At 67.0% G+C, this 19,347-nt stretch carries 23 protein-coding genes; 12 read left to right on the top strand and 11 right to left on the bottom strand.

The annotated features are described in order from the left end of the window. Nucleotides 1–34: 34 nt before the first annotated feature. The 4 genes from H4O11_RS00825 to rnfB all read left to right on the top strand — a co-directional run bounded on the left by H4O11_RS00825 (nt 35) and on the right by rnfB (nt 3,741). On the top strand, nt 35–478 hold the full coding sequence (locus H4O11_RS00825) for a DUF2147 domain-containing protein (RefSeq protein WP_182337540.1): 444 nt from the start codon (nt 35–37) through the stop codon (nt 476–478). A 102-nt stretch (nt 479–580) separates the two neighbouring features. Next, nucleotides 581–2,656 carry a methionine--tRNA ligase gene (metG, locus tag H4O11_RS00820; protein ID WP_182337538.1) on the top strand — a complete coding sequence of 692 codons (2,076 nt, stop codon included), beginning with the start codon at nt 581–583 and terminating at the stop codon, nt 2,654–2,656. Between the two features lie 43 nt (nt 2,657–2,699). Then, the gene (locus H4O11_RS00815) at nt 2,700–3,293 is read left to right on the top strand and encodes an HAD family hydrolase (protein WP_182337532.1); all 594 of its coding nucleotides are present in this window, start codon (nt 2,700–2,702) and stop codon (nt 3,291–3,293) included. A gap of 25 nt (nt 3,294–3,318) precedes the next feature. Next, nucleotides 3,319–3,741, top strand: a complete 423-nt coding sequence (rnfB, locus tag H4O11_RS00810; protein ID WP_182337531.1) for an Rnf electron transport complex subunit RnfB — start codon at nt 3,319–3,321, stop codon at nt 3,739–3,741. 782 nt (nt 3,742–4,523) lie between these two features. Here the strand turns inward: rnfB and H4O11_RS00805 are convergent. Next, nucleotides 4,524–4,871, bottom strand: coding sequence for a RidA family protein (locus tag H4O11_RS00805; protein WP_182337530.1), 348 nt, complete (start codon nt 4,869–4,871; stop codon nt 4,524–4,526). Between the two features lie 190 nt (nt 4,872–5,061). On the opposite strand from H4O11_RS00805, the gene mprF reads away from it, so the two are divergent. Then, nucleotides 5,062–7,620: a bifunctional lysylphosphatidylglycerol flippase/synthetase MprF gene (mprF, locus tag H4O11_RS00800; RefSeq protein WP_182337528.1), complete on the top strand. Its 2,559-nt coding sequence runs from the start codon at nt 5,062–5,064 to the stop codon at nt 7,618–7,620. A gap of 35 nt (nt 7,621–7,655) precedes the next feature. On the opposite strand, the gene H4O11_RS00795 is transcribed toward mprF, so the two are convergent. The 4 genes from H4O11_RS00795 to H4O11_RS00780 all read right to left on the bottom strand — a co-directional run bounded on the left by H4O11_RS00795 (nt 7,656) and on the right by H4O11_RS00780 (nt 10,545). After that, the gene (locus H4O11_RS00795; protein WP_182337527.1) at nt 7,656–9,020 is read right to left on the bottom strand and encodes a virulence factor family protein; all 1,365 of its coding nucleotides are present in this window, start codon (nt 9,018–9,020) and stop codon (nt 7,656–7,658) included. An 80-nt stretch (nt 9,021–9,100) separates the two neighbouring features. Then, entirely contained in the window at nt 9,101–9,703 is a 603-nt protein-coding gene (locus H4O11_RS00790; RefSeq protein ID WP_246333249.1) for a DUF998 domain-containing protein, read from the bottom strand. A 23-nt stretch (nt 9,704–9,726) separates the two neighbouring features. Then, on the bottom strand, nt 9,727–9,897 hold the full coding sequence (locus H4O11_RS00785) for an oxidoreductase-like domain-containing protein (RefSeq protein WP_182337526.1): 171 nt from the start codon (nt 9,895–9,897) through the stop codon (nt 9,727–9,729). A gap of 45 nt (nt 9,898–9,942) precedes the next feature. Then, nucleotides 9,943–10,545 (bottom strand): HD domain-containing protein, encoded by a 603-nt coding sequence (locus tag H4O11_RS00780; protein ID WP_182337525.1) that lies wholly within the window; start codon nt 10,543–10,545, stop codon nt 9,943–9,945. Nucleotides 10,546–10,793: 248 nt separating this feature from the next. Between H4O11_RS00780 and H4O11_RS00775 the strand changes: the two genes are divergently transcribed. Then, nucleotides 10,794–11,915 (top strand): transglutaminase domain-containing protein, encoded by a 1,122-nt coding sequence (locus H4O11_RS00775; RefSeq protein WP_425505982.1) that lies wholly within the window; start codon nt 10,794–10,796, stop codon nt 11,913–11,915. A gap of 23 nt (nt 11,916–11,938) precedes the next feature. Here the strand turns inward: H4O11_RS00775 and H4O11_RS00770 are convergent, their stop codons facing one another. Then, a complete protein-coding gene (locus H4O11_RS00770) occupies nt 11,939–12,274 on the bottom strand; it encodes a zinc ribbon domain-containing protein YjdM (protein WP_182337523.1) in 336 nt (111 codons plus the stop codon). A 154-nt stretch (nt 12,275–12,428) separates the two neighbouring features. On the opposite strand from H4O11_RS00770, the gene H4O11_RS00765 reads away from it, so the two are divergent. From H4O11_RS00765 to H4O11_RS00755, 3 genes are all read left to right on the top strand, one after another. Then, nucleotides 12,429–13,790 carry an Hsp70 family protein gene (locus H4O11_RS00765; RefSeq protein WP_182337521.1) on the top strand — a complete coding sequence of 454 codons (1,362 nt, stop codon included), beginning with the start codon at nt 12,429–12,431 and terminating at the stop codon, nt 13,788–13,790. A 175-nt stretch (nt 13,791–13,965) separates the two neighbouring features. Then, nucleotides 13,966–14,313, top strand: a complete 348-nt coding sequence (locus H4O11_RS00760; RefSeq protein ID WP_246333204.1) for a YkgJ family cysteine cluster protein — start codon at nt 13,966–13,968, stop codon at nt 14,311–14,313. A gap of 11 nt (nt 14,314–14,324) precedes the next feature. Continuing rightward, entirely contained in the window at nt 14,325–14,507 is a 183-nt protein-coding gene (locus tag H4O11_RS00755) for a hypothetical protein (RefSeq protein WP_182337520.1), read from the top strand. Nucleotides 14,508–14,579: 72 nt separating this feature from the next. On the opposite strand, the gene H4O11_RS00750 is transcribed toward H4O11_RS00755, so the two are convergent. From H4O11_RS00750 to H4O11_RS00740, 3 genes are read right to left on the bottom strand one after another with little or no spacing between them, the layout of a single operon-like run. Continuing rightward, nucleotides 14,580–15,455 (bottom strand): DUF4097 family beta strand repeat-containing protein, encoded by an 876-nt coding sequence (locus tag H4O11_RS00750; protein WP_182337518.1) that lies wholly within the window; start codon nt 15,453–15,455, stop codon nt 14,580–14,582. Between the two features lie 26 nt (nt 15,456–15,481). Beyond that, entirely contained in the window at nt 15,482–16,030 is a 549-nt protein-coding gene (locus tag H4O11_RS00745) for a hypothetical protein (RefSeq protein ID WP_182337516.1), read from the bottom strand. Further along, entirely contained in the window at nt 16,027–16,605 is a 579-nt protein-coding gene (locus tag H4O11_RS00740; protein WP_182337515.1) for an RNA polymerase sigma factor, read from the bottom strand. The genes H4O11_RS00745 and H4O11_RS00740 overlap by 4 nt, the downstream gene beginning before the upstream one ends. Before the next feature lie 128 nt (nt 16,606–16,733). Here H4O11_RS00740 and H4O11_RS00735 point away from each other — a divergent pair, with 128 nt between their 5' ends. Together H4O11_RS00735 and H4O11_RS00730 are read left to right on the top strand one after the other, a co-directional pair. Then, nucleotides 16,734–16,922 (top strand): hypothetical protein, encoded by a 189-nt coding sequence (locus tag H4O11_RS00735; protein WP_182337514.1) that lies wholly within the window; start codon nt 16,734–16,736, stop codon nt 16,920–16,922. A 37-nt stretch (nt 16,923–16,959) separates the two neighbouring features. Next, a complete protein-coding gene (locus H4O11_RS00730) occupies nt 16,960–17,541 on the top strand; it encodes a mechanosensitive ion channel domain-containing protein (RefSeq protein WP_182337513.1) in 582 nt (193 codons plus the stop codon). A 135-nt stretch (nt 17,542–17,676) separates the two neighbouring features. Here the strand turns inward: H4O11_RS00730 and H4O11_RS00725 are convergent, their stop codons facing one another. Both H4O11_RS00725 and H4O11_RS00720 read right to left on the bottom strand, forming a co-directional pair. Continuing rightward, nucleotides 17,677–17,943: a DksA/TraR family C4-type zinc finger protein gene (locus tag H4O11_RS00725; protein ID WP_182337512.1), complete on the bottom strand. Its 267-nt coding sequence runs from the start codon at nt 17,941–17,943 to the stop codon at nt 17,677–17,679. A 241-nt stretch (nt 17,944–18,184) separates the two neighbouring features. Next, nucleotides 18,185–18,742: a DUF2058 domain-containing protein gene (locus tag H4O11_RS00720; protein WP_182337511.1), complete on the bottom strand. Its 558-nt coding sequence runs from the start codon at nt 18,740–18,742 to the stop codon at nt 18,185–18,187. Between the two features lie 61 nt (nt 18,743–18,803). On the opposite strand from H4O11_RS00720, the gene H4O11_RS00715 reads away from it, so the two are divergent. Next, the gene (locus tag H4O11_RS00715; protein WP_182337510.1) at nt 18,804–19,301 is read left to right on the top strand and encodes a M48 metallopeptidase family protein; all 498 of its coding nucleotides are present in this window, start codon (nt 18,804–18,806) and stop codon (nt 19,299–19,301) included. Nucleotides 19,302–19,347: the final 46 nt, after the last annotated feature.

Raw genomic sequence — 19,347 nt, 5'->3', positions numbered from 1 at the left:
AGCCGGCGTTGATCCAACGCCCTGGGAGGGGACCATGCGCAAGACCTTCAAGACCCTGTTGCTCGCGCTGCCGCTGTGCGTGGCCGCGCTGTCGGCGAACGCGGCCGATGGCGCCGCCGGCCGCTGGAAGACCATCGACGACAAGACCGGCAAGGTGAAGTCGATCGTCGAGATCACCCAGGCCAGCAACGGCACGCTGTCCGGCAAGGTGGTAGACATCCTGCAGTCCGACAAGGGCCCGAACCCGGTCTGCGACGGCTGCAAGGGTGCGAACAAGGACAAGCCGGTCAAAGGCATGACCATCCTGTGGGACCTGAAGTCCGATGGTGCGTCCAGTTGGTCCGGCGGCACCATCCTGGACCCCGCCAATGGCAAGACCTACAAGTCCAAGATGAAACTGCAGGCTGGCGGGGACAAGCTTGACGTCTCCGGCTGCGTGGCCTTCATCTGCCGCGCCCAGACCTGGGTCCGCGAGTAAGCAGCGCCGCGGGGTGCCTTGGCGGTCGGATCCCTTTCCACGGGCAAGGGATCCGACCCCTTATGCGATAATCACCGATTCCCCTCGCTGCACCCCGTGACCATGACCCGTACCGCGCTCGTCACCACCGCCCTGCCCTATGCCAACGGCCCCCTGCACCTGGGCCACCTGGTGGGCTACATCCAGGCCGACATCTGGGTGCGTGCGCGGCGAATGAGCGGCGGCACGGCCTGGTTCGTCTGCGCCGACGACACCCACGGCACGCCGATCATGCTGGCGGCGGAAAAAGCCGGGGTAAGCCCGGAAACCTTCATCGCCAACATCCAAGCCAGCCATGAGCGCGATTTCGCCGCCTTCGGCGTGGCCTTCGACCACTACGATTCGACCAATTCGGCCGCCAACAAGGCGCTGACCGAAGCCTTCTACCTGAAACTGGAAGCCGAGGGCCACATCAGCCGCCGTTCGGTGGCGCAGTTCTACGACCCGGCCAAGGGCATGTTCCTGCCGGACCGCTACATCAAGGGCATCTGCCCGAACTGCGGCAGCGCGGACCAGTACGGCGACAACTGCGAAGTGTGCGGTGCCACGTACGCCCCCACGGAACTGAAGGAACCGAAATCGGTGATCTCCGGGGCTACGCCGGAAATCCGCGATTCGGAGCATTTCTTCTTCGAAGTCGGCCACTTCGATGGCTTCCTGCGCCAATGGCTGGCCGGCGATGTCGCCCTGCCGGGCGTCAAGGCCAAGCTGGGTGAATGGCTCAACGCCGAAGGCGGCCTGCGCGCGTGGGACATCTCGCGCGATGCGCCTTATTTCGGCTTCGAGATCCCCGGCCAGCCGGGCAAGTATTTCTATGTGTGGCTGGACGCACCCATCGGCTACCTGTCCAGTTTCCAGGCGCTGTGCGCGAAGAACGGTGAAGACTTCGACGCGCACCTGCGTGCCGGCACGTCGACCGAACTGCACCATTTCATCGGCAAGGACATCGTCAACTTCCACGGCCTGTTCTGGCCGGCGGTGCTGCACGGTACCGGCCGTCGTGCGCCGACCCGCCTGCACGTCAATGGCTACCTGACCGTCGACGGGGCCAAGATGAGCAAGTCACGCGGCACCTTCGTGATGGCGCGCACCTTCCTCGATGCCGGACTGGAACCGGAGGCACTGCGCTATTACTACGCCGCCAAGTCCTCCGGTGGCGTGGACGACCTGGACCTCAACCTGGGCGACTTCGTCGCGCGGGTCAACGCCGACCTGGTCGGCAAGTTCGTCAACCTGGCCAGCCGCTGCGCCGGCTTCATCAGCAAGCGCTTCGACGGCCAGTTGGCCGCGCAGTTGCCGGACCCGGCGCAGTACCAGCGCTTCGTGGAGGCGCTCGCACCGATCCGTGAAGCCTACGAACGCAACGATCCGGCCGCAGCGATCCGGCAGACGATGGCGCTGGCCGATGAAGCCAACCGCTACATCGACGACGTCAAGCCGTGGGTGATCGCCAAGCAGGAAGGCGCCGATGCGCAGCTGCAGTCGGTGTGCAGCCAGGGCCTGAACCTGTTCCGCGTGCTGGTCACCGCGCTCAAGCCGGTGCTGCCTGCCACCTCGGCGCAGGCCGAAGCATTCCTGGCCGCGCCGGTGGGTGACTGGACGGCGCTGGCACAGCCACTGCTGGGCCACCGCATCAACGCGTATGTTCCGCTTTTCACCCGTATCGACCCGAAGAAAATCGACGCCATGACCGACGCCTCCAAGGACACCCTGCAGCCAGCCACCGCTGCTCCCGCCACTGCGGCCAAGGCCGCCGCCATGCCGGCACCTGCCGCTCCCGTGGCAACCAGCGACGAAGGCGCGCCGGCGTATATCGGCATCGACGACTTCGCCAAGCTCGACCTGCGCATCGGCAAGGTGCTGGCCTGTGAGTTCGTGGAAGGTTCGGACAAACTGTTGCGTTTCGAGCTGGATGCAGGCGAGCTGGGCAAGCGCCAGATCTTCTCCGGCATCCGTGCCAGCTATGGCGAACCGGAACGGTTGGTCGGCCGCAACGTGGTGTTCATCGCCAACCTGGCACCGCGCAAGATGCGTTTCGGCCTGAGCGAAGGCATGATCCTGTCGGCTGGATTCGATGGTGGTGCGCTGGCGCTGCTGGATGCTGATGGCAGCGCGCTGCCAGGCATGCCGGTACGCTGACCACAGCGGCGCAGCCTGGCTGCGCCCGGCCATGGAGACCGCGATGGAACTGGCGCTGTTCGACTTCGACCATACCGTCACCACCTGCGATACCTATGGCCGGTTCCTGCGCCGCGTCGCCACCCCCGAACAGCTTGCACGGGCGTGGTGGAAGGTCGGTCCGTGGTTGCTGGCATACCGGTTGCGGCTGATTTCCGCCGAACGCATCCGTGCACGCGTGACCCGCCTGGCCTTCAGTGGCCGCCATGTGCAGGATATCGCCACGTTGGCTTCCGGCTATGCGCACGACGAATTGCCAAGGATGCTGCGGCCGCAGATGCTGGAACAGATCCACTGGCACCTGCAGCAGGAGCACACCGTGGTGGTGGTCTCCGGTTCGCTGGACCTGTACCTGCAGCCATGGTGCGAACAACTGGGCCTGCAGTTGATCTGCAACCGGCTGGAGAGCCAGGATGGCCGCCTGACCGGTCGCTATGAAGGCGGCGACTGCGGGCCGCGCAAGGCCGAGCAGATCGGCCGGCGTTTCGACCTGTCGCGCTATGCACGCATCCATGCCTATGGCGACAGCCACGAAGACAAACCGATGCTGGCGTTGGCCCACGACCGCTGGTATCGCGGAAAACCCCTGGAAAAATGACCTCTTCGCGCAGCCACCGCCACGCATGAGCACGATGCCTCCCCCGCTGGTCGAACGCCTGGACCGCTTGTTGCCGCAGACACAGTGCGGGCAATGCGGCTACGACGGCTGTCGCCCGTATGCGGAAGCCATGGCGCGCCGCGAAGTGGGTGTCGAACGCTGTCCTCCTGGCGGTGATGCGGGTGCGCATGCATTGGCGCAGGTGCTGGACATTCCAGCTGTCGGCTACGATCGTGCGCGCGGCGAGCACAAGCCGGCGCAGGTGGCGGTGATCGTGGAAGCGGACTGCATCGGGTGCACCAAGTGCATACAGGCCTGTCCGGTGGACGCCATCGTTGGCGGCGCGAAGTACATGCATACGGTCATCGCGGACCTGTGCACCGGTTGTGAGTTGTGCATCCCGCCGTGTCCGGTGGACTGCATCGAGCTGGCAGGTCGAACGGGCTGACCCCCTCGCGGTGGGTGGGCTTTCGAGCTGCATCTGGGGTTGGCCGGGCGGGTGGGGTATGCGGGGCACGCGCAAGTACGTCCTTGTAGCTCTTCGCGGCTCCTGCCGCTCAAGGCCCCGCATACCCCACCCGCCCGGCCCTCGGACAGTTTCCGGTGGCCGCCAGCCGCGTAAAAAAAATGGTAGAGCGGGGCCATGCCCCGCTGCCGTTGGCGCAATACCGGAAACAGGAGCAGCGGGGTATGGCCCCGCTCTACCCATCCCCCATTCCCCCCATTCCGCCGGGCATGGCCCGGCGCTACCCGACGCCGCATGGACCTGTCGAAGGTGGGGCGGGGTGGGTTGGCGGGGGCGTTGAGCGCCATGGATGGCGCGAAACGAGGCCCGCAGGATGCGGACGTTGCCGTCCCCCGCCAATCCACCCCGCCCCACCAATACACAGCCCTGCAGCTTTTGCTTCTGCTGTTGCTTCTGCTGTTGCTGTCGACCTTGCTTCGACCAGAAACAAGAGCAGCGGGGCATGGCCCCGCTCTACCCATCCCCTCCCCCCATTCCGCCGGGCATGGCCCGGCGCTACCCGACGCCGCATGGACCTGTCGAAGGTGGGGGGGGGTGGGTTGGCGGGGGCGTTGAGCGCCACGGATGGCGCGAAACGAGGCCCGCAGGATGCGGACGTTGCCGTCCCCCGCCAATCCACCCCGCCCCACCAACCCACAACCCTGCAGCTGTTGCTGTTGCTGTTGCTGTTGCTTCCGCTGTTGCTGTCGACCTTGCCTCGACCGTCACGGCACCGCGGCAGTGATCACGATCTCGACCTTCCACTCGGCATGCGCCAGCTTGGCTTCCACCGTCGCACGTGCCGGGGTCATGCCAGCCACCACCCACTCATCCCACGCCTGGTTCATGCCATCGAAGTCAGCGATGTCTGCAAGGAAGACCTCTGCACGCAGCACGTGCTGCTTGTCGCTGGCCGCCAGCATCAACAGCTTGTCGATCTCTTCCAATACCTGGCGCGTCTGTCCGGTGATGTCCTGGCTGGTGTCTTCGGGGACCTGGCCGGAAAGATAGGCAACCTTGTTGTGCACGGTCATCTCGGACATGCGCGGACCAACATCGAAACGTTCCATCATGGCGTGGCTCCTCATCGGGTGGACAAGCCCCATTCTCCCTCACCACGCCGAAGCTGTGGGTGATCATCACGCGCCAACGCCAGCGCAATGGCCCCATCGTCCCCACTAGCCAAGCTGCAGGGACCGGCGCACGATTCCCGACGTCACCGTGCTGACGCCGTTATCGCCCCTCCTTGCCTATCTTCCCACCATGACCGACATTCCTGCGTCCGTGACGTCCCGCGCACAGCGCATCAAACGACTGCTGGCCGTTGTATTTCCGCTGGTCGTGCTGGCCCTGGCACTGCATGGGCTGGCGGGCGCCTTCGACGAACACGGCTACCGCGCGGTGCGCCAGGCCTTCCACGGATTCGGCGGCGGGCAGCTGACGCTGGCCGTACTGCTGGCCCTGGCCAGCTATGCCTGCCTGGTGGGTTTCGATGCCATCGGCCTGCGCCGCAGTGGCATCCACGTACATCCCGCGCGCGTGGGCATCACCGCATTCCTGGCCCATGCACTGGGCCAGACGGTGGGCTTTGCCGCCCTCACCGGCGGTGCCGTCCGCCTGCGTGGTTATCGCAGTGCCGGGTTGGACCTGGCGCAGATCGGCCAGGTGGTGTTGATGAGCACCCTCGGGTTCGTATTCGGGGCCTGGGTGCTGCTGGGCGTGGCGCTGTGCCTGGAACCGGCGGCGGCCGCGCAGGCGTTGCCGCTGCAGGCCGGGGCCCTCCGGGCAACCGGTGCTGGCGTGCTGCTCGCCTATGCGCTGATGGTCGTGCTGGTGGGTCGCCAGGGTCGCGGGTTTTCCCTGTTCGGCCATGCGCTGTGGCTGCCGGACCGTCGTACCACGCTGGCAGTGACCGCGCTCAGCGTGGTGGAACTGATCCTGGCCGCCGCAGCGTTCTATGTGCTGCTGCCGGATTCAACCCCCACCGGCCTGCCCGGCTTCGTCGGCCTGTACCTGGTGGCCGTGCTGGCCGGGCTGGTATCAACGGTTCCGGCCGGGCTGGGTGTGTTCGAATGGAGCCTGCTCAAACTGTTGCCGCAGGTAGCCCCTGGGGCGGTGCTTGCCGCTGCGCTGGTCTACCGCATCACCTATTACGTGCTGCCGCTGCTGTTGGCAACGCTGCTGGCCATCGCACCCAGCATGCGCCGGCCGCTGCGCGTCAGCGCAGGCGCGACGCGCGCCGGCTGGAAGGCGCTGCGCCCCTGGCTGCCGAACATCATCGCCCTTGCGGTGTTCAGCGTGGGCGCCGCGCTGCTGATCGACGGCACGTTACCGGCCACGCACCATCTCCTGCCAACGGCGTCCCTGCCACTGTTGGAAACCTCGCACCTGCTGGGCAGCCTGGGCGGCGTATTGCTGCTGTTGATCGGCCAAGGCCTGGCCCGCCGCAGCCATGCCGCCTGGATGCTGGCGCTGCTGGTCTGCGTACTGGCGCCACTTCCCATCTGGCTGCGCGGCGGGCAGATACTGATCGCCATGGCCGCGCTGCTGGCCGCCACCGCGCTGTGGGCCGCACGGCGCGAGTTCTACCGCGAGGGTGCCCTGCTGGACCAGGCCTGGTCGTGGCCATGGATCCGCAACCTCGGACTGGTACTGGTCGCGGTGGTCTGGCTGCTGTTCTTCGTCTACAGCCATGTCCAGTACCAGAACGAACTGTGGTGGCAGTTCGCGTTGTCCGCCAGCGCGCCACGTGCGTTGCGTGCCCTGTTGCTGGTGGCGGTCGCCGTGGCGATCTTCGGCGTGGCACGGCTGCTGCACAGCACGCGCGGTCCATTGCCGGCGGCAGACGAGGCGACGCTGCAGGCACTGGCACCGGTGCTCGCCATGGCCCGCGATACCCAGGCCTGCCTGGTCCTCACCGCCGACAAAGCGGTGCTGCGCGACGACAATGGACTCGGCTTCGTGATGATGCAGCGCCATGGCGGGTCACTGATCGCGATGGGCGACCCGGTCGGACCACCTGACGTTGCCCGTGCACTGATCTGGCGTTTCCGCGAAGAAGCCGATCGACTCGGCTTGCGGCCGGTGTTCTACCAGGTAGGCGAGGCGTACTGGCAGACCTATCTCGATCTCGGCCTGGGCTTGGTGAAGCTCGGTGAGGAAGCGATGGTGCCGTTGCAGGATTTTGGACTGGAGGGACGCGACCGTGCCGACCTGCGCCAGGCCTGGAACCGTGGCAAGCGCGCCGGCCTGGCCTTCCGCGTTGCATCGGCGGCGGAAGTCCCGGCCCTGTTGCCCGCGCTGGCGGTGGTCTCCGCTGCATGGCTGGACGACAAGGCCGGCGAGGAAAAGGGCTTCTCGCTGGGCAGTTTCGATCCCGCCTACCTGGCCCGTTTCCCCGTCGCGCTGGTGGAGGCGCAAGGACGCATCGTGGCATTCGCCAATCTCTGGCAGGCGCCGGCTGGGCAGGAGCTGTCGGTGGACCTGATGCGGCACTTGCCCGATGCACCGAAGGGCACGATGGATTTTCTTTTCATCGAACTGTTCCTGTGGGGACATGCCCAGGGCCACACCCGTTTTTCGCTGGGCATGGCGCCCCTGTCCGGGCTGGCCGAACATCGCCTGGCCGGGCGTTGGAACCGGGTCGCCGGGCTGGTGGCGCGGCACGGCGAGCGCTTCTATGGATTCAGTGGACTGCGTCGTTTCAAGTCCAAGTTCGCACCGCAGTGGCGCCCGCGCTACCTTGCCGCACCGGGCGGCATGCACTTGCCGGCTGCATTGCTGGATGCGACGCGATTGATCTCGCTGGAGCCGCGCAGGTAACGCCTGGCCACGCTGGAGGGCAACGGGACGTCGCGCTAACGGGGCTGGGCGGCCTTGAGGATTTCCCGTGCCAGGCGCGCATGGTCGCCATCGAAATGATGGTCGCCCGGAAGTGCCAGCGTCTGCACTCCGCTACCAGCAGGAAGATCCGGACACAGGGCATCGGCATCGTCCTGGCCATAGATGCACAGCGTCTTCGACGCGGGCAGGCGCAGGACTTCCGGTGCGATCGGCAGTCCTTCGCCACTGCTGCCCAGCCAGTTGCCCACATGGAATTCGAACTCCGCCTGGCGCCCCACGGACATCAGTACGATCCGTTGTATCTGCGCACGCAAGGACGGATCCAGTTCGTTGATGCTGGCTGGAAGCACATCGGCCCCCTGCGAAAAGCCGATCAGCAGCAAGCGGGGACGCTGCCATTGCCGCTGGTAATGTTCCGCGATCCGGGCCAGGTCGGCAGCGAAGCCTGCCGGCGTGCGCGCTGTCCAGAAATAACGCAGCGAATCGACTCCCACCACCGATACCCCCTGCGCGGCGAGTGCAGCGGCCACGGCCTTGTCCAGGCCGGCCCAGCCACCATCACCCGACACGAAGATGGCCAGGGTATCGCCCGGCCGCTGCGCCGGCACTTCCACCACGGGCAGCCCCTCCAGCACCGTCGGCGGTGGCGCGACACTGACGCCCGGTGCTGCGCCGATCACCCGTGCCGCCGCCAGCAATCCGGGCGTAGCGTCGCCATCGGCCGTCTGCCGGAACCTGCGTGCACTGGCGATCCCCTGCTGGAAGACACGTGCGTCGGCTGTTCCGGCCGCGTCCAGCCACGGCAGCGGCAACGCCACCGGCCGCAAACGTCCCTGCGCCACGGCTGTACCACACGCCAGGCCAGGCGCAACCTGCTCCGGATCGAAACCGGTGGTCAACAGGCCGGCAAACAAGCCCGGGCCAGCCTGCGCCGCCAGTGCGTAGGCCAGCATCGCCCCTTCCCCATCGCCACCGAGCAGCGGCAGCCGGTAGCCCGGCAGGTGCAGGTAGGCCTGCAGCCAGCGCGAGAAATTTTCCACGTCACCGGCGCCGAACCCGCAGTCGCTGCTGCCTTCGCGCCTGAGCGCGGCACGCAACTGCTGCATGTCCACCGCGACCACCAGCGCACCGTCGCGCCGCAGAGCCTGCAAGCGCAGTTGCCGGGCCTGGCTTCTGCCTGCCTGATGGAACCACACCACGACACGTTGCACGCCCGAATCCGGCAGTTGTACCGGCACATGCTGGAAGCGGCCATGGTCGACCCACCGCGGCACGCTGGCTGGCACTGCCGTTGCGGGAGCGGCAGCCACTGCCACCGGCCAGGAAAAAGCAGGCGCGATCGCCAGCACTGCTGCAACGCAACTACGGCCAAACCGCATGCACGCCTCCACAGGGCGAGGAATTCCGCTGCAACGATACGCCTGCTGCAGCGCTCCGGGCCATGCCGCAACGGGCGGATTCAGCCGTTGTGCGCCCGGCTGCGACGCCATCCCGCCCAGGCCAGCCACAGCAGCCAGCCGACGATGACGGCGATGACCAGCTTCTGTCCGGCGCCACGCGGTGGCCCGCGCCACAGCACGTGCGCCCACAGCAGGATGAATGCCGCCCATGCCCACCACCACAGCACCGCGGCGGACCGCTGCCAACCGGGTTCGCGACGCAGGTACCAGGCCTGCAGCAGCATCGCCACGCTGGCGCACAGGAACGCGGTCATGGCCGAGAGTCCATGCACCAGCGGCCAGGCCAGCGGCGCACGTTCCGGCAACCAGCTGTCGCCGACAGCGACGCCGGCCAATCCCAATCCGGCACAGACGAACAACAACGGCGCCGCAGCGCTGCGGCGCGGCCCGATGCCATGCCGGTACATCGCAATGCCCAGCAAGGCGATGGCCAGCGCCAGCAGGCAGTATGCAGTACGCAACGCCAGCCCCCATGGGCCATGCAGGTACAGGCTCAAGGTGGCCCGGACCCAGTCCAGGTCCTGGCGGGCAAACTGCGTCCATGCCGCGACAGCGACGAACAGCAGCAGCGCCACCATCGCCACGGCGCACGACGCGGCCATGCCGGATCGAATCCGCACGCCACTCACCCTGCCTCTCCTTCCGGATGCCGCTCCTGCCACGCGCGCAGCGCCTCGCGATAGCGCTGGAGCTCCTCTGTGTACAGGTCCAGCACGCACAGCGGACAGCCACTGCCGCAGCATTCGTTGGGACCGGGCTCTTCCGGCGGGACGGGACGGGGATCGGAATCAGGCACGCACGCACACCGGCAACGGGTTGGCAGCCAGTTTAACGGCCGGCTTCAGGGGCCCGCCACCCGCTGCAGGTTGTTCCGCGCCGGCGCATCGAAACGCTGGTGGAACAGATCGCTGAGGAAGATGCGTGGCTGCCGCAGCAGGTTGCGCAGGAACCTGCGCCGGCCTGCGCGGTACAGGAAGCCCGGCACGCTGCCGGCATACTCCTCGGCGACACCGCGGTCATAGGCATCGAACACGGCAGCCGGCGCGCCGAGGATGGCCATGTCGCAATCCAGGAACAGGGCAGCCTCATCATCCACGTCCGCCGGTCCCAGCGCACCATGCTGCGCAGTCAACAGGATCAGATCGCGCACGCGCCCCACATCGATGCCGGCGTCCGGCAGCCAGTGCCGGATCGATTCCATCGCCAGCTCCGCGGAACGCGCTTCGTTGTCCTTGCGGCCACTTTCGTAGATGGCGTCGTGGTACAGCACGGCCAGGTAGACCTCACCGGGCTGCCGCCAGCCCGGGCCATCGGCTACCCATTGCGCGTGCTGCAGCAGCGCGCGCACGTGGCCGAAATGGTGGTAGGCACGCGGCGGCGAGGCATAGCTGGCCTGCAGCGCGTCCCATTGCGCGGCGGGCAGGCGGATCGGCTGGAATTCCATGGCTGCAGCATGCTGCCGGCGGCGGTACCGGTGCAAGCACTGGCGAAAATTTCACCACCCTTTCACGATGCCCGCCGCGCAACGTCCGCAGGTAGTTATGCACAGCTTTGCCGCGACCTCGTCCACACCGCGTGTGGATGACGGCATCCATCCGACCGGCGGCGGCGTGGCGTGCCGGCACAGCGCTAGACTCCTGCCGTGGACCTTTCCCGCGCCAGTGGAGAACGGTGATGTCATGCAGGTCGCTGATGCTCCTGTTGTTGCTGGGCACGGCACTACCGTACGCGCAGGCCAGCGCGGAAATGCCGGCTGCCGACACGCCGCCGGCCACCTTCAACGGCCCCATGCCGTCTCCGGACGAGGTCCTGGCCATCCCATCGGGTCTTTCGGCGCTGTTGCATGCGCGCGTCATCGCTCCCGGCAACGGGCGCGAAGAACGCCTGCAACGCCTGGCGGAGATGATATTCGACCGCGACGGCATGGACCTGCAATACGATGCCGACGCGACCTACACCGTGGCGGAGACCTGGCAGTATCGTCGCGCCAACTGCCTGTCCTTCACCCTGCTGTTCGTCACCCTGGCACGCGAATCCGGCATCCAGGCGCGCGTGCAGGAGGTGGAGCAGGTGGTGTCCTGGTACCAGGATGCAGGCGCGCTCTACAGCGTCGGCCATGTCAACGCCGGCATCGGGATCAACGGACGCGAAGCTACCGTGGACCTGGACCGCAACGTGCTCTACGACCGCCAGGGCCCACGCCCGATCAGCGATGCACGCGCACTGGCGCATTTCTACAACAACCGCGGCGCTGCGCAGATGGAAGCCGGTGATGTGCAGGGCGCCCGCGCCTACCTGCAGGCATCGCTGCGGCAGGCGGATGATTTCACCGCCGCACTGAACAACCTGGGCGTGCTGGAAAGCCGGCAGGGCCATCTGTCGCTGGCCAAGGCGTACTACCTGCGGGCACTGCAGGCAGCTCCCCGGCATGTAGCCAGCCTGGCCAATGCCAGTGCGTTGCTGGCACGGTTGGGCGAAGCAAGGCAGGCTGCCCGCCTGCAACTCCGCCTGCAGAACGTGCGCCAGGGCGACCCGTTCATCCAGTATGGGCTGGGCGTACAGGCCGAGCGCGCCGGCGATGCAGACCGCGCCATCCGCTTCTATCGCCGCGCGATCCGCCTGTATGGCAGCGCACACCAGTTCCACTTCGCGCTGGCGCGCGCCTACGTCATGTCTGGCAACCTGCCGCGCGCCGACCACGAACTGATGCGTGCACAGGAACTCGGTGGAACGGCACTACAGACGCGCTACCAGGAGAAGCTGGACAGCCTGCAACGCTGGCGCCGGCAGCAGGCCAGCCTGCGCGTCCACTGAGTACCGTGGTGCCGCAGGCGTACTCAGGCCTTCTTGAGGAAGCAGGTCTTCAGCACCAGGCCCTTGATCTTGTCCGAGTTGCCTTCGATGTGCTCGGCATCATCCTCGACCAGGCGGATGCCACGGATCACCGTACCCTGCTTGAGCGGGATCGATGAGCCCTTGACCTTCAGGTCCTTGATCACCGTGACCGTATCGCCAGCGGCCAGTACATTGCCATTGCTGTCACGGACGACCAGGTCGGAAGCCGCGCTTTCCTCGGCAGTCCACTCGAACCCGCAATCGGCGCAGATCATCAGCGCCCCGTCGGCATAGGTGTTTTCCAGGGTGCATTGGGGGCAAGCGGGGACGGCGGACATGGCGGGACCTTGCGGGAATTCGACAGTCGGCCATTGTAACCGCCCCACCCCCCAACCGCCCCGCAGCTTCTGCTCCCGTCCCGGCAGTCGACGTTGGCGCTGCGCCAGCCGGCACGCTACAGTGCGCGGCCCTCGGAATACCGGAAGATCACACATGCGCCTGGGCATCGACTTCGGCACCAGCAACTCCGCCGCAGCCGTCGTCCGCGACGGACGCGTGGAACCGATCCGGTTCGGGGCGGCCGACCAGTTCCGGACCACGGTCTACTTCCCCGGCGCCATGCAGGATCCCGGCGATTTCCAGCCCGATCCAGCGCAGGAGCATGAACTGCAGCAGCTGATGGACAGCGCCGCACGCGATGCCCGCGCCGCTGGCCAGCCACGCCCCGTGGAATCGCTGCGGCGCGAGGCGCTACGGGTGCTGCGTCGGCAATGGATGGAGAACCGCATCGCCGAACCGCGCAGTTCCAGCCAGTTGCTGCAGAACGCGGTCTATGGCGATGCCGCGCTGGAAGCCTACTTCGAGGAGAACGAGGGCAACCTGGTGCAGAGCCCGAAATCCATGCTCGGCTACAACCTGCACCCGCGCGCCCGACAGACCATCACGGGCATCGCCACCCATATCCTCGAGCACATACGCCTGACCGCCAGTGCGCAGCTCGGGATACCGGTGCGCGAAGCGCTGCTGGGCCGGCCCGTGCAGTTCCGCAGTTCCATCGGCGAGGCCGGCAACGACCAGGCGCTGGCGATCCTGCGTGAAGCGGCCGTCGCCGCCGGGTTCGACCAGGTCGAGTTCATGGAGGAGCCGGCGGCAGCGGCGATGCATTACCACGCCACCAGCGCCGAAACCCACGAAGCGATCATCGTAGACATCGGTGGCGGCACCACCGACGTCGCCCACGCCCGGGTCGGCGGAAGCGAGCCACCCCGTATCCACCGCGCCTGGGGTATCGCCCGCGGCGGCACCGACATCGACCTGGCGCTGAGCCTGGCGACGTACATGCCGTTGTTCGGCCGTGGCATCACCCGTGTGCCCACCCATCATTACGTGGAGGCGGCCACCGTGCAGGACATGACCCGCCAGCGCGATTTCCGCCAGCATCGTTACGACCATGTCGAGGACCCGTGGGGCAGCCGCCTGCAGGCGCTGCAGGACACCGGCAACACCGCCCGGCTGTACCGCGAGGTGGAACGGGCGAAGATCGCCCTCAGCAGCGCGACCGGGCATGCCAGCCCGCTGCCCTTCATCGAGGCCGGACTGCAGGCATCCGCCTCTGCGGACGGCCTGGGCCAGGCCGCCAGTGGCTACATGGGCCAGTTGCGCGAACTGTTGCAGCAGGTCCGCCAGGACATCGGCACTGCGCCACAGGCGGTGTTCCTGACCGGTGGCATGTCACGCGCGGGCTACCTGCGACAGGCGGCCGTCGACATCTTCCCCGATTCCCATCATGTGCATGGGGACGCTTCCTTCGGCGTGGTGCAGGGACTGGCGCTGGCGGCCGGTGGCGACCATTAACATATCTCCGCCCGATCCGCGTTAAACTCGACCGGCTTGACATTCACCTGCGTTTTCCGTCGGGGCTTTCCGACGTGTGTCGCTACGCAGAGGACCCGCCCGCGGGTCCCTGCGGCCATGCTTCCTGGCTCTGCCATGGCCGCAATCCAGCTCCGAGCCGCGATCGAGACCATCCTTGGGCATCACGAAGGCCCACGAGGCCTTACAACCTGAACAACCGCCCGCCCCCATCGACTGCCGTCGTTGTGAGGCAGTCTGCTGCCGGCTGCCGGTATGGTTGATGCCCGGCGATGACGTCCCCATCTGGTTGGTGGAAAGCGACGGCCAGGGCGGTCGGCGCATGGCGCAGAACGAAGAAGGCTGGTGCGCTGCCATCGATCCGTATCACCTGCGCTGCACCATCTACACGCAGCGCCCGACAATATGCCGCCAGTTCCAGATGGGCGGCGATGACTGCCACCGCGAACGGCGGCATTACCAGAGCCAGGCAGAAGCCTGGATGTCCACCTCCCCTTCCACCTGACAGGAGCACCCATGCCCCGCAAGGCAAAGACCCCCGCGAAGGCCAGCAACACCATCCGCAATGAGCGCAAGGGCGGCTCGTCCGGCGGCCTGCTCAACAGCAACAGCATCGCCGCCGACCTGGCTGCGTTCCGCAAGGCCGGCGGCAAGATCGAAGTCCTCGGCACCACCTGGTCGATGAAAAAGGCCAGCTGACCGCGCCGGCGACCGCGGCGGCATCACCGCCGCGGCCGGCCACGCTGGATCGCATCGCCCTTCCCCGGCCGCTCAGCGGTCCAGCCGCACCCGCACCTTGCCGGAATGCGACTGCAGGCTGATGTCACCATCGCCACTTCCCAATCGAGCATCCAACGAGCTGCCAGGGCCGTGGCGCGGCCGCTCGACCTTGCCCGCATCACTGTCGATCGTGCCACTGAAGCTTTCGACCGAAAGCTGTGCGGAGACGTTGCGTGGCAGGCGCAGTGAGATCGGCGCACTCACCGACTCCACGCTGATCCGGCCGCCGGGCGCCAGCGCGGACGCCGATACGTCCACGTTGCCCGACACCGTCTCCACCGCCAGCCGCTGGGTACGTCCGGCATCGACGCCTATCTGGCCCGACACCGTCGCCGCTCCGATCTCCCCTGAAACTCCGCCGTCCGCACGGATGCTGCCACTGACCGTGCGCGCATCCATCCGCGCCGTCTGCAGTTGGCTGGCCAGGTCGCCGCTCACCGTGGTCAGGGCACTCTCACCCGCACGCCCGGCAACCCGGATGTCGCCGCTCACGGTGCTGGCCTGCAAACGCTTCACATCAATGCCGCTGACATCCATGTCCGCACTTATCGTGCTCAGCTCCAGTTCCACCGCACGTGGCACCCGCAGCTCCAGGGTGGCGCCACCGTTGTTGCTGCGACGCGGATACTCGACTTCCCAGCGTACCCGGTTGGCGCTCTTGTCGGGTTTCAACGTCAGGCCGTCAGACAGCGTGCCGGTCAGCTGGACCTCGTTGCGGTCCCAACCGCGCACGCTGACCTTGCCAGCGATATTGCCAAGCTCCACGCGGCCACCCGTGGCGAGTACGTGGCGATCATCCACCCGGGTATCGGCCCAGGCAGGGGCCGACAACAGCATGGTGGCGGACAACAGGATGGAAAAGCGCATGATCGATGCCCTCGGGGTGGATGGGGTCAGGTAGGCAGGCCGGCGGAGGCCATGGCCGCCTGCCGGGTCAGTTGCAGACGCAGCGCATAGGTGCGCTGCAGTTGTCCAAGGAGAAGGCGCGAACGCGGGCTCTGGCTCAACGCCGCACGGATCTGGTCTGCGCTCAGGTCGAGCTCCGCCAGTGCTGGCTGCCATTCCGGGGCACCGACGACCGGCAATGCTGCCATGGCCTGCTGGTACTCCTCGGTCAGCACGTTCGCCTGCACTTGCAGCGCACTCGGGCCAGCGGGTGCAGCATGCCGCGGCAACGATAGCGGCAGCACCCAGTACAGGGCCAGGCTGGCGGCAAGCGCGGCACCTGCAGGCAGTGACCAGCGCAACCTGCGGCGACCGCGCTGGATGCCGGATGCACGCCCTGCTGCGTGCGGCAACGGGGTTGCAGCATCGCGGGGTGGCAAGGCAGCCTGCAGCCGCGTCCAGCCATCGGCTGGCGGCGGCCGGTGGGCCGGCAGTCCGCGCAGGCACGCCTGCAGCGCGTCGTGCGTATCGCCTTCGGGGTCGCGGTAATGGTTCATGTCATGTCTCCCAATCGGGCACGCAGCAGGCCGCGTGCCCGGTGCAGCTGTGCCTTGGAACTGCCGACGGCCATCTGCAGCTGTTCGGCGATTTCATGGTGTTTCCAACCCTCGATGTCGTGCAGGACCAGGACGGCACGCGCACGCGGCGGCAGCAGCGCCACCGCCCTCTCCAGGTCGCGCTCGGTCCCTGCGCAGGCATCGTGCACACCGAGTCCGGCATGCGTCTCGTCCAGCTCGTCCAGGCTTTCGTCATGCAGCAAGGGACCGCGAGCGCGCAGCTCCATCAATGCGGCATTGACGCCCATGCGGTGCAGCCAGGTCGCCAGGCTGCTCTCCATGCGGAACCCGGGCAGCGCCTTCCATGCCTGCAGGAAGGTCTCCTGCAACGCGTCTTCGGCCCGCGCCTGCTGGCCGCCGCACAACCGCCACAACACCGAGAACAGGCGTGGCGCGTGCTGGCGGTAAAGCTGCTCGTAGGCCGACACGTCGCCCGCCGCCGCCGCACGCACCATGGCTGCCTCATCGCAGGCGCTGGGGTCGGGGTGCGTCGCTGGCATGGGAATGTCGAGCATGGTCCTTGGATGCAGCGGCGGGGGAAAAGGTTTAAAGCACACGCGGCCTGCTGCCTTTAAACCTTTCCGGCGCGGCCAGCATCACAAGGCAGTGACGCATCGGCCGCTCGTGGCCAGGGAGAGCCTGCATGTCCACCACCGCCATCAGCGGCCTGCTCGCCATCGTCGTCTGCGCGATGCTGCAGGGCAATCCCCTGCAGCTGCAGCTGCGGTCCGGTGACGGGCAGACCTGCCTGCTGCGCGCCGGTGCCGTGCTGGCCTGCGTCGATTCGGCCATCGTACCGGCGCTGGTCGAAAGGCGGTCCCGGCGCGGGTAACATCGACTTCCCCTGCGTATCAACCGGATGTCATTGAATGGAGAAGTACCTGCCGTCGTGGGCGCACGCCTGGATCGAACAGGCACAGATGGTCGGCCTGATCCTGCTCACGCTGCTGGTCGCTTGGGTATTGCGGCTGGTCGCGCGGCGGTTGATCCGCCGCTTCGCCACGCATTACTCGCTGCCGCCGGAGATGGTCATGGGTGCGCGCCGGATCACCACCTTCGTGGTGCACTTCGGCACGCTGCTGGTGATCCTGCGCATACTCGGCACCTCCGGGGCAGTGCTGTGGACTGCATTCACCGGTTTTGCCGCCGTAGGTGCCGTGGCGTTCTTCGCCGCCTGGAGCGTGCTGTCCAACATCTTCTGCACGCTGCTGATCTTCACCACCCGGCCGTTCCGCCTGCATGACTACATCGAGGTGCTGGAGAACGGCGAGAAGCCGGGCCTGAAAGGCCGGGTGATCGATGTCAACCTGATCTACACCACGTTGCTGGAAACCGGCGAAGGCCATGAAGGCACGGTACTGCAGTTGCCGAACAACCTGTTCTTCCAGCGCACGGTGCGTCGTTGGCGCGATCCCGCTCAGGCACCCGGAGGCATCCAGGGAGATGGTTGAGCCTGGTCGAACGGCATGCGTGAATCCTTTCCGCAGCCCGGCCCATCCCGCAAGGCTGGACGTTCAGGCAAGGCGCTCGGTAGAACGGGTCCATGACCCGCTGCCGTTGCGCGATGCCGGACGAAGCGCTGCTGCTCAGCGCAGCTGGCTGTCCTTGCTGCCACGCCGGTTGAAGCCGGCCTGCGCCTGCTCTTCTTCATCGTGGGCCTGCTGGCAGCTGATGCACAGGCGCACGCCGGGCACGGCCTGCCGGCGTGCCAGCGGTATCGGCGCGTCGCATTCCTCGCAATGTTCCAGGCCGGGTCCTTGGCGCAGTTGGCGTCGTGCCCGCGCGATCGCGTCATCGACGGTCGCATCGATCTGGTCCTGCACCGCGCCATCACCCGCCCATCCGGTGGCCATGGGCATTCCTCCGCATGAATGGACTCACAGCCTAGTCCCCCGATGGTGAAGCGCCTGTCGGGGCACGTCGAGCGGGTGCCGCCGCCGCGGATGAAATAAAGAGAAAAGCGGTAGAGCGGGGCGATGCCCCGCCGCCGTGTGCGTGATGCCGGAAACAGGAGCAGCGGGTCATGGACCCGCTCTACCATCACCCCATGCCGCCGGGCATGGCCCGGCGCTACCTGGCGCCGCACGACACCTGTTACCAGACCAGGTCGTCCGGAATCTGGAACTGCGCGTAATACGCATCATCCTCGGCATTGCCGGTCGATGGAACCGTGCTCTCGCCGACCTGTCCGTGGTCGACCACGATGGCCTCCGGTGCGCGCTCGCGCACCTTCTCCGCCGCAGCGCGCGGCAACAACGCATGGCCCTCGCCATGCGACACGATGACCAGCGCGCCGGCGGACAGCGCCTTGCGCAGCGTGGCATCGATCAGCAGCGTGCGGATCGCCGCCCCGTCATTGAAGCGATACTCGCTTTCGCCCGCATGCGGCACCGCATGCGCCTGGATGATCTGCCGCGCCTGGGCCTTCAATTCAGTGGCGCGCGCCTGCGCATTGCGCTCGGCGGCGATGGCCCGATCGCGCTCGGCCTTTTCCGCACGCACCCTTTCGGCCTCGCGCTGGATCTCCGCCGACGCATCCGGCGCCTTGCCTTGCCGTGCCTTGGCCTGTTCCCGGGCAGCCGCACTGGCCTGCGCCTTCCTGGCCAGCCCGGCCTTGAGCAATTGTTCCTGCAGCGCGTTCGGCTTTGCCATGGTCCTGCCTGCAACTGGTCTATCGTAGGGGCCTCCATGATACCGGAGCCCCGGCCGCCACATGCCTGCCTTGAAATACCTCACCGGCTATCCCGAACCGCTGCTGCAGCAGGTGCGCCAGCTGCTGGCCGACGACCGCCTCGGGACCGTGCTGCAGCGCCGCTATCCAGACCTGCACGAGGTACGCAGCGACCGCCAGTTGTACGACTACACCCGGGAGCTGAAGGATCGCTTCCTGCGCCAGTCGGTGCCGCTGAACAAAGTCTGCTACGACAACCGGCTGGAAGTGGTGAAGCATGCCCTGGGCACCCATACGGCGGTGTCGCGGGTGCAGGGCGGGCGGCTGAAGGCCAGTCGTGAAATCCGCGTGGCCAGCGTATTCCGCCAGGCGCCGGCGGCCTTCCTGCGGATGATCGTGGTGCACGAGCTGGCGCACCTGAAGGAAGCCGAGCATAACAAGGCGTTCTACCAGTTGTGCCAGCACATGGAACCGGATTACATGCAACTGGAATTCGATACCCGGCTGTACCTGACCGAACTTGCCCACCGCGGCGACTGAAGCAGCCCGGCGCCGCGACAGGTACACTGCGCCCCCCTCGAGGTCC

Origin of the sequence: Stenotrophomonas tumulicola (assembly GCF_014117215.1) — a bacterium.
In the GTDB taxonomy this organism is placed as follows: Bacteria; Pseudomonadota; Gammaproteobacteria; order Xanthomonadales; family Xanthomonadaceae; genus Stenotrophomonas; species Stenotrophomonas tumulicola.
The sequence above is the reverse complement of the archived record's forward strand: the minus strand, read 5'-3'. Positions and strand labels throughout refer to the sequence as shown.

Coding starts and splice junctions, on each gene's coding strand:
- H4O11_RS00825 (WP_182337540.1), top strand. CDS start 35: ATGCGCAAGACCTTCAAGACCCTGTTGCTCGCGCTGCCGCTGTGCGTG.
- metG (WP_182337538.1), top strand. CDS start 581: ATGACCCGTACCGCGCTCGTCACCACCGCCCTGCCCTATGCCAACGGC.
- H4O11_RS00815 (WP_182337532.1), top strand. CDS start 2,700: ATGGAACTGGCGCTGTTCGACTTCGACCATACCGTCACCACCTGCGAT.
- rnfB (WP_182337531.1), top strand. CDS start 3,319: ATGAGCACGATGCCTCCCCCGCTGGTCGAACGCCTGGACCGCTTGTTG.
- H4O11_RS00805 (WP_182337530.1), bottom strand. CDS start 4,871: ATGATGGAACGTTTCGATGTTGGTCCGCGCATGTCCGAGATGACCGTG.
- mprF (WP_182337528.1), top strand. CDS start 5,062: ATGACCGACATTCCTGCGTCCGTGACGTCCCGCGCACAGCGCATCAAA.
- H4O11_RS00795 (WP_182337527.1), bottom strand. CDS start 9,020: ATGCGGTTTGGCCGTAGTTGCGTTGCAGCAGTGCTGGCGATCGCGCCT.
- H4O11_RS00790 (WP_246333249.1), bottom strand. CDS start 9,703: ATGGCCGCGTCGTGCGCCGTGGCGATGGTGGCGCTGCTGCTGTTCGTC.
- H4O11_RS00780 (WP_182337525.1), bottom strand. CDS start 10,545: ATGGAATTCCAGCCGATCCGCCTGCCCGCCGCGCAATGGGACGCGCTG.
- H4O11_RS00775 (WP_425505982.1), top strand. CDS start 10,794: ATGCTCCTGTTGTTGCTGGGCACGGCACTACCGTACGCGCAGGCCAGC.
- H4O11_RS00770 (WP_182337523.1), bottom strand. CDS start 12,274: ATGTCCGCCGTCCCCGCTTGCCCCCAATGCACCCTGGAAAACACCTAT.
- H4O11_RS00765 (WP_182337521.1), top strand. CDS start 12,429: ATGCGCCTGGGCATCGACTTCGGCACCAGCAACTCCGCCGCAGCCGTC.
- H4O11_RS00755 (WP_182337520.1), top strand. CDS start 14,325: ATGCCCCGCAAGGCAAAGACCCCCGCGAAGGCCAGCAACACCATCCGC.
- H4O11_RS00750 (WP_182337518.1), bottom strand. CDS start 15,455: ATGCGCTTTTCCATCCTGTTGTCCGCCACCATGCTGTTGTCGGCCCCT.
- H4O11_RS00745 (WP_182337516.1), bottom strand. CDS start 16,030: ATGAACCATTACCGCGACCCCGAAGGCGATACGCACGACGCGCTGCAG.
- H4O11_RS00740 (WP_182337515.1), bottom strand. CDS start 16,605: ATGCTCGACATTCCCATGCCAGCGACGCACCCCGACCCCAGCGCCTGC.
- H4O11_RS00735 (WP_182337514.1), top strand. CDS start 16,734: ATGTCCACCACCGCCATCAGCGGCCTGCTCGCCATCGTCGTCTGCGCG.
- H4O11_RS00730 (WP_182337513.1), top strand. CDS start 16,960: ATGGAGAAGTACCTGCCGTCGTGGGCGCACGCCTGGATCGAACAGGCA.
- H4O11_RS00725 (WP_182337512.1), bottom strand. CDS start 17,943: ATGGCCACCGGATGGGCGGGTGATGGCGCGGTGCAGGACCAGATCGAT.
- H4O11_RS00720 (WP_182337511.1), bottom strand. CDS start 18,742: ATGGCAAAGCCGAACGCGCTGCAGGAACAATTGCTCAAGGCCGGGCTG.
- H4O11_RS00715 (WP_182337510.1), top strand. CDS start 18,804: ATGCCTGCCTTGAAATACCTCACCGGCTATCCCGAACCGCTGCTGCAG.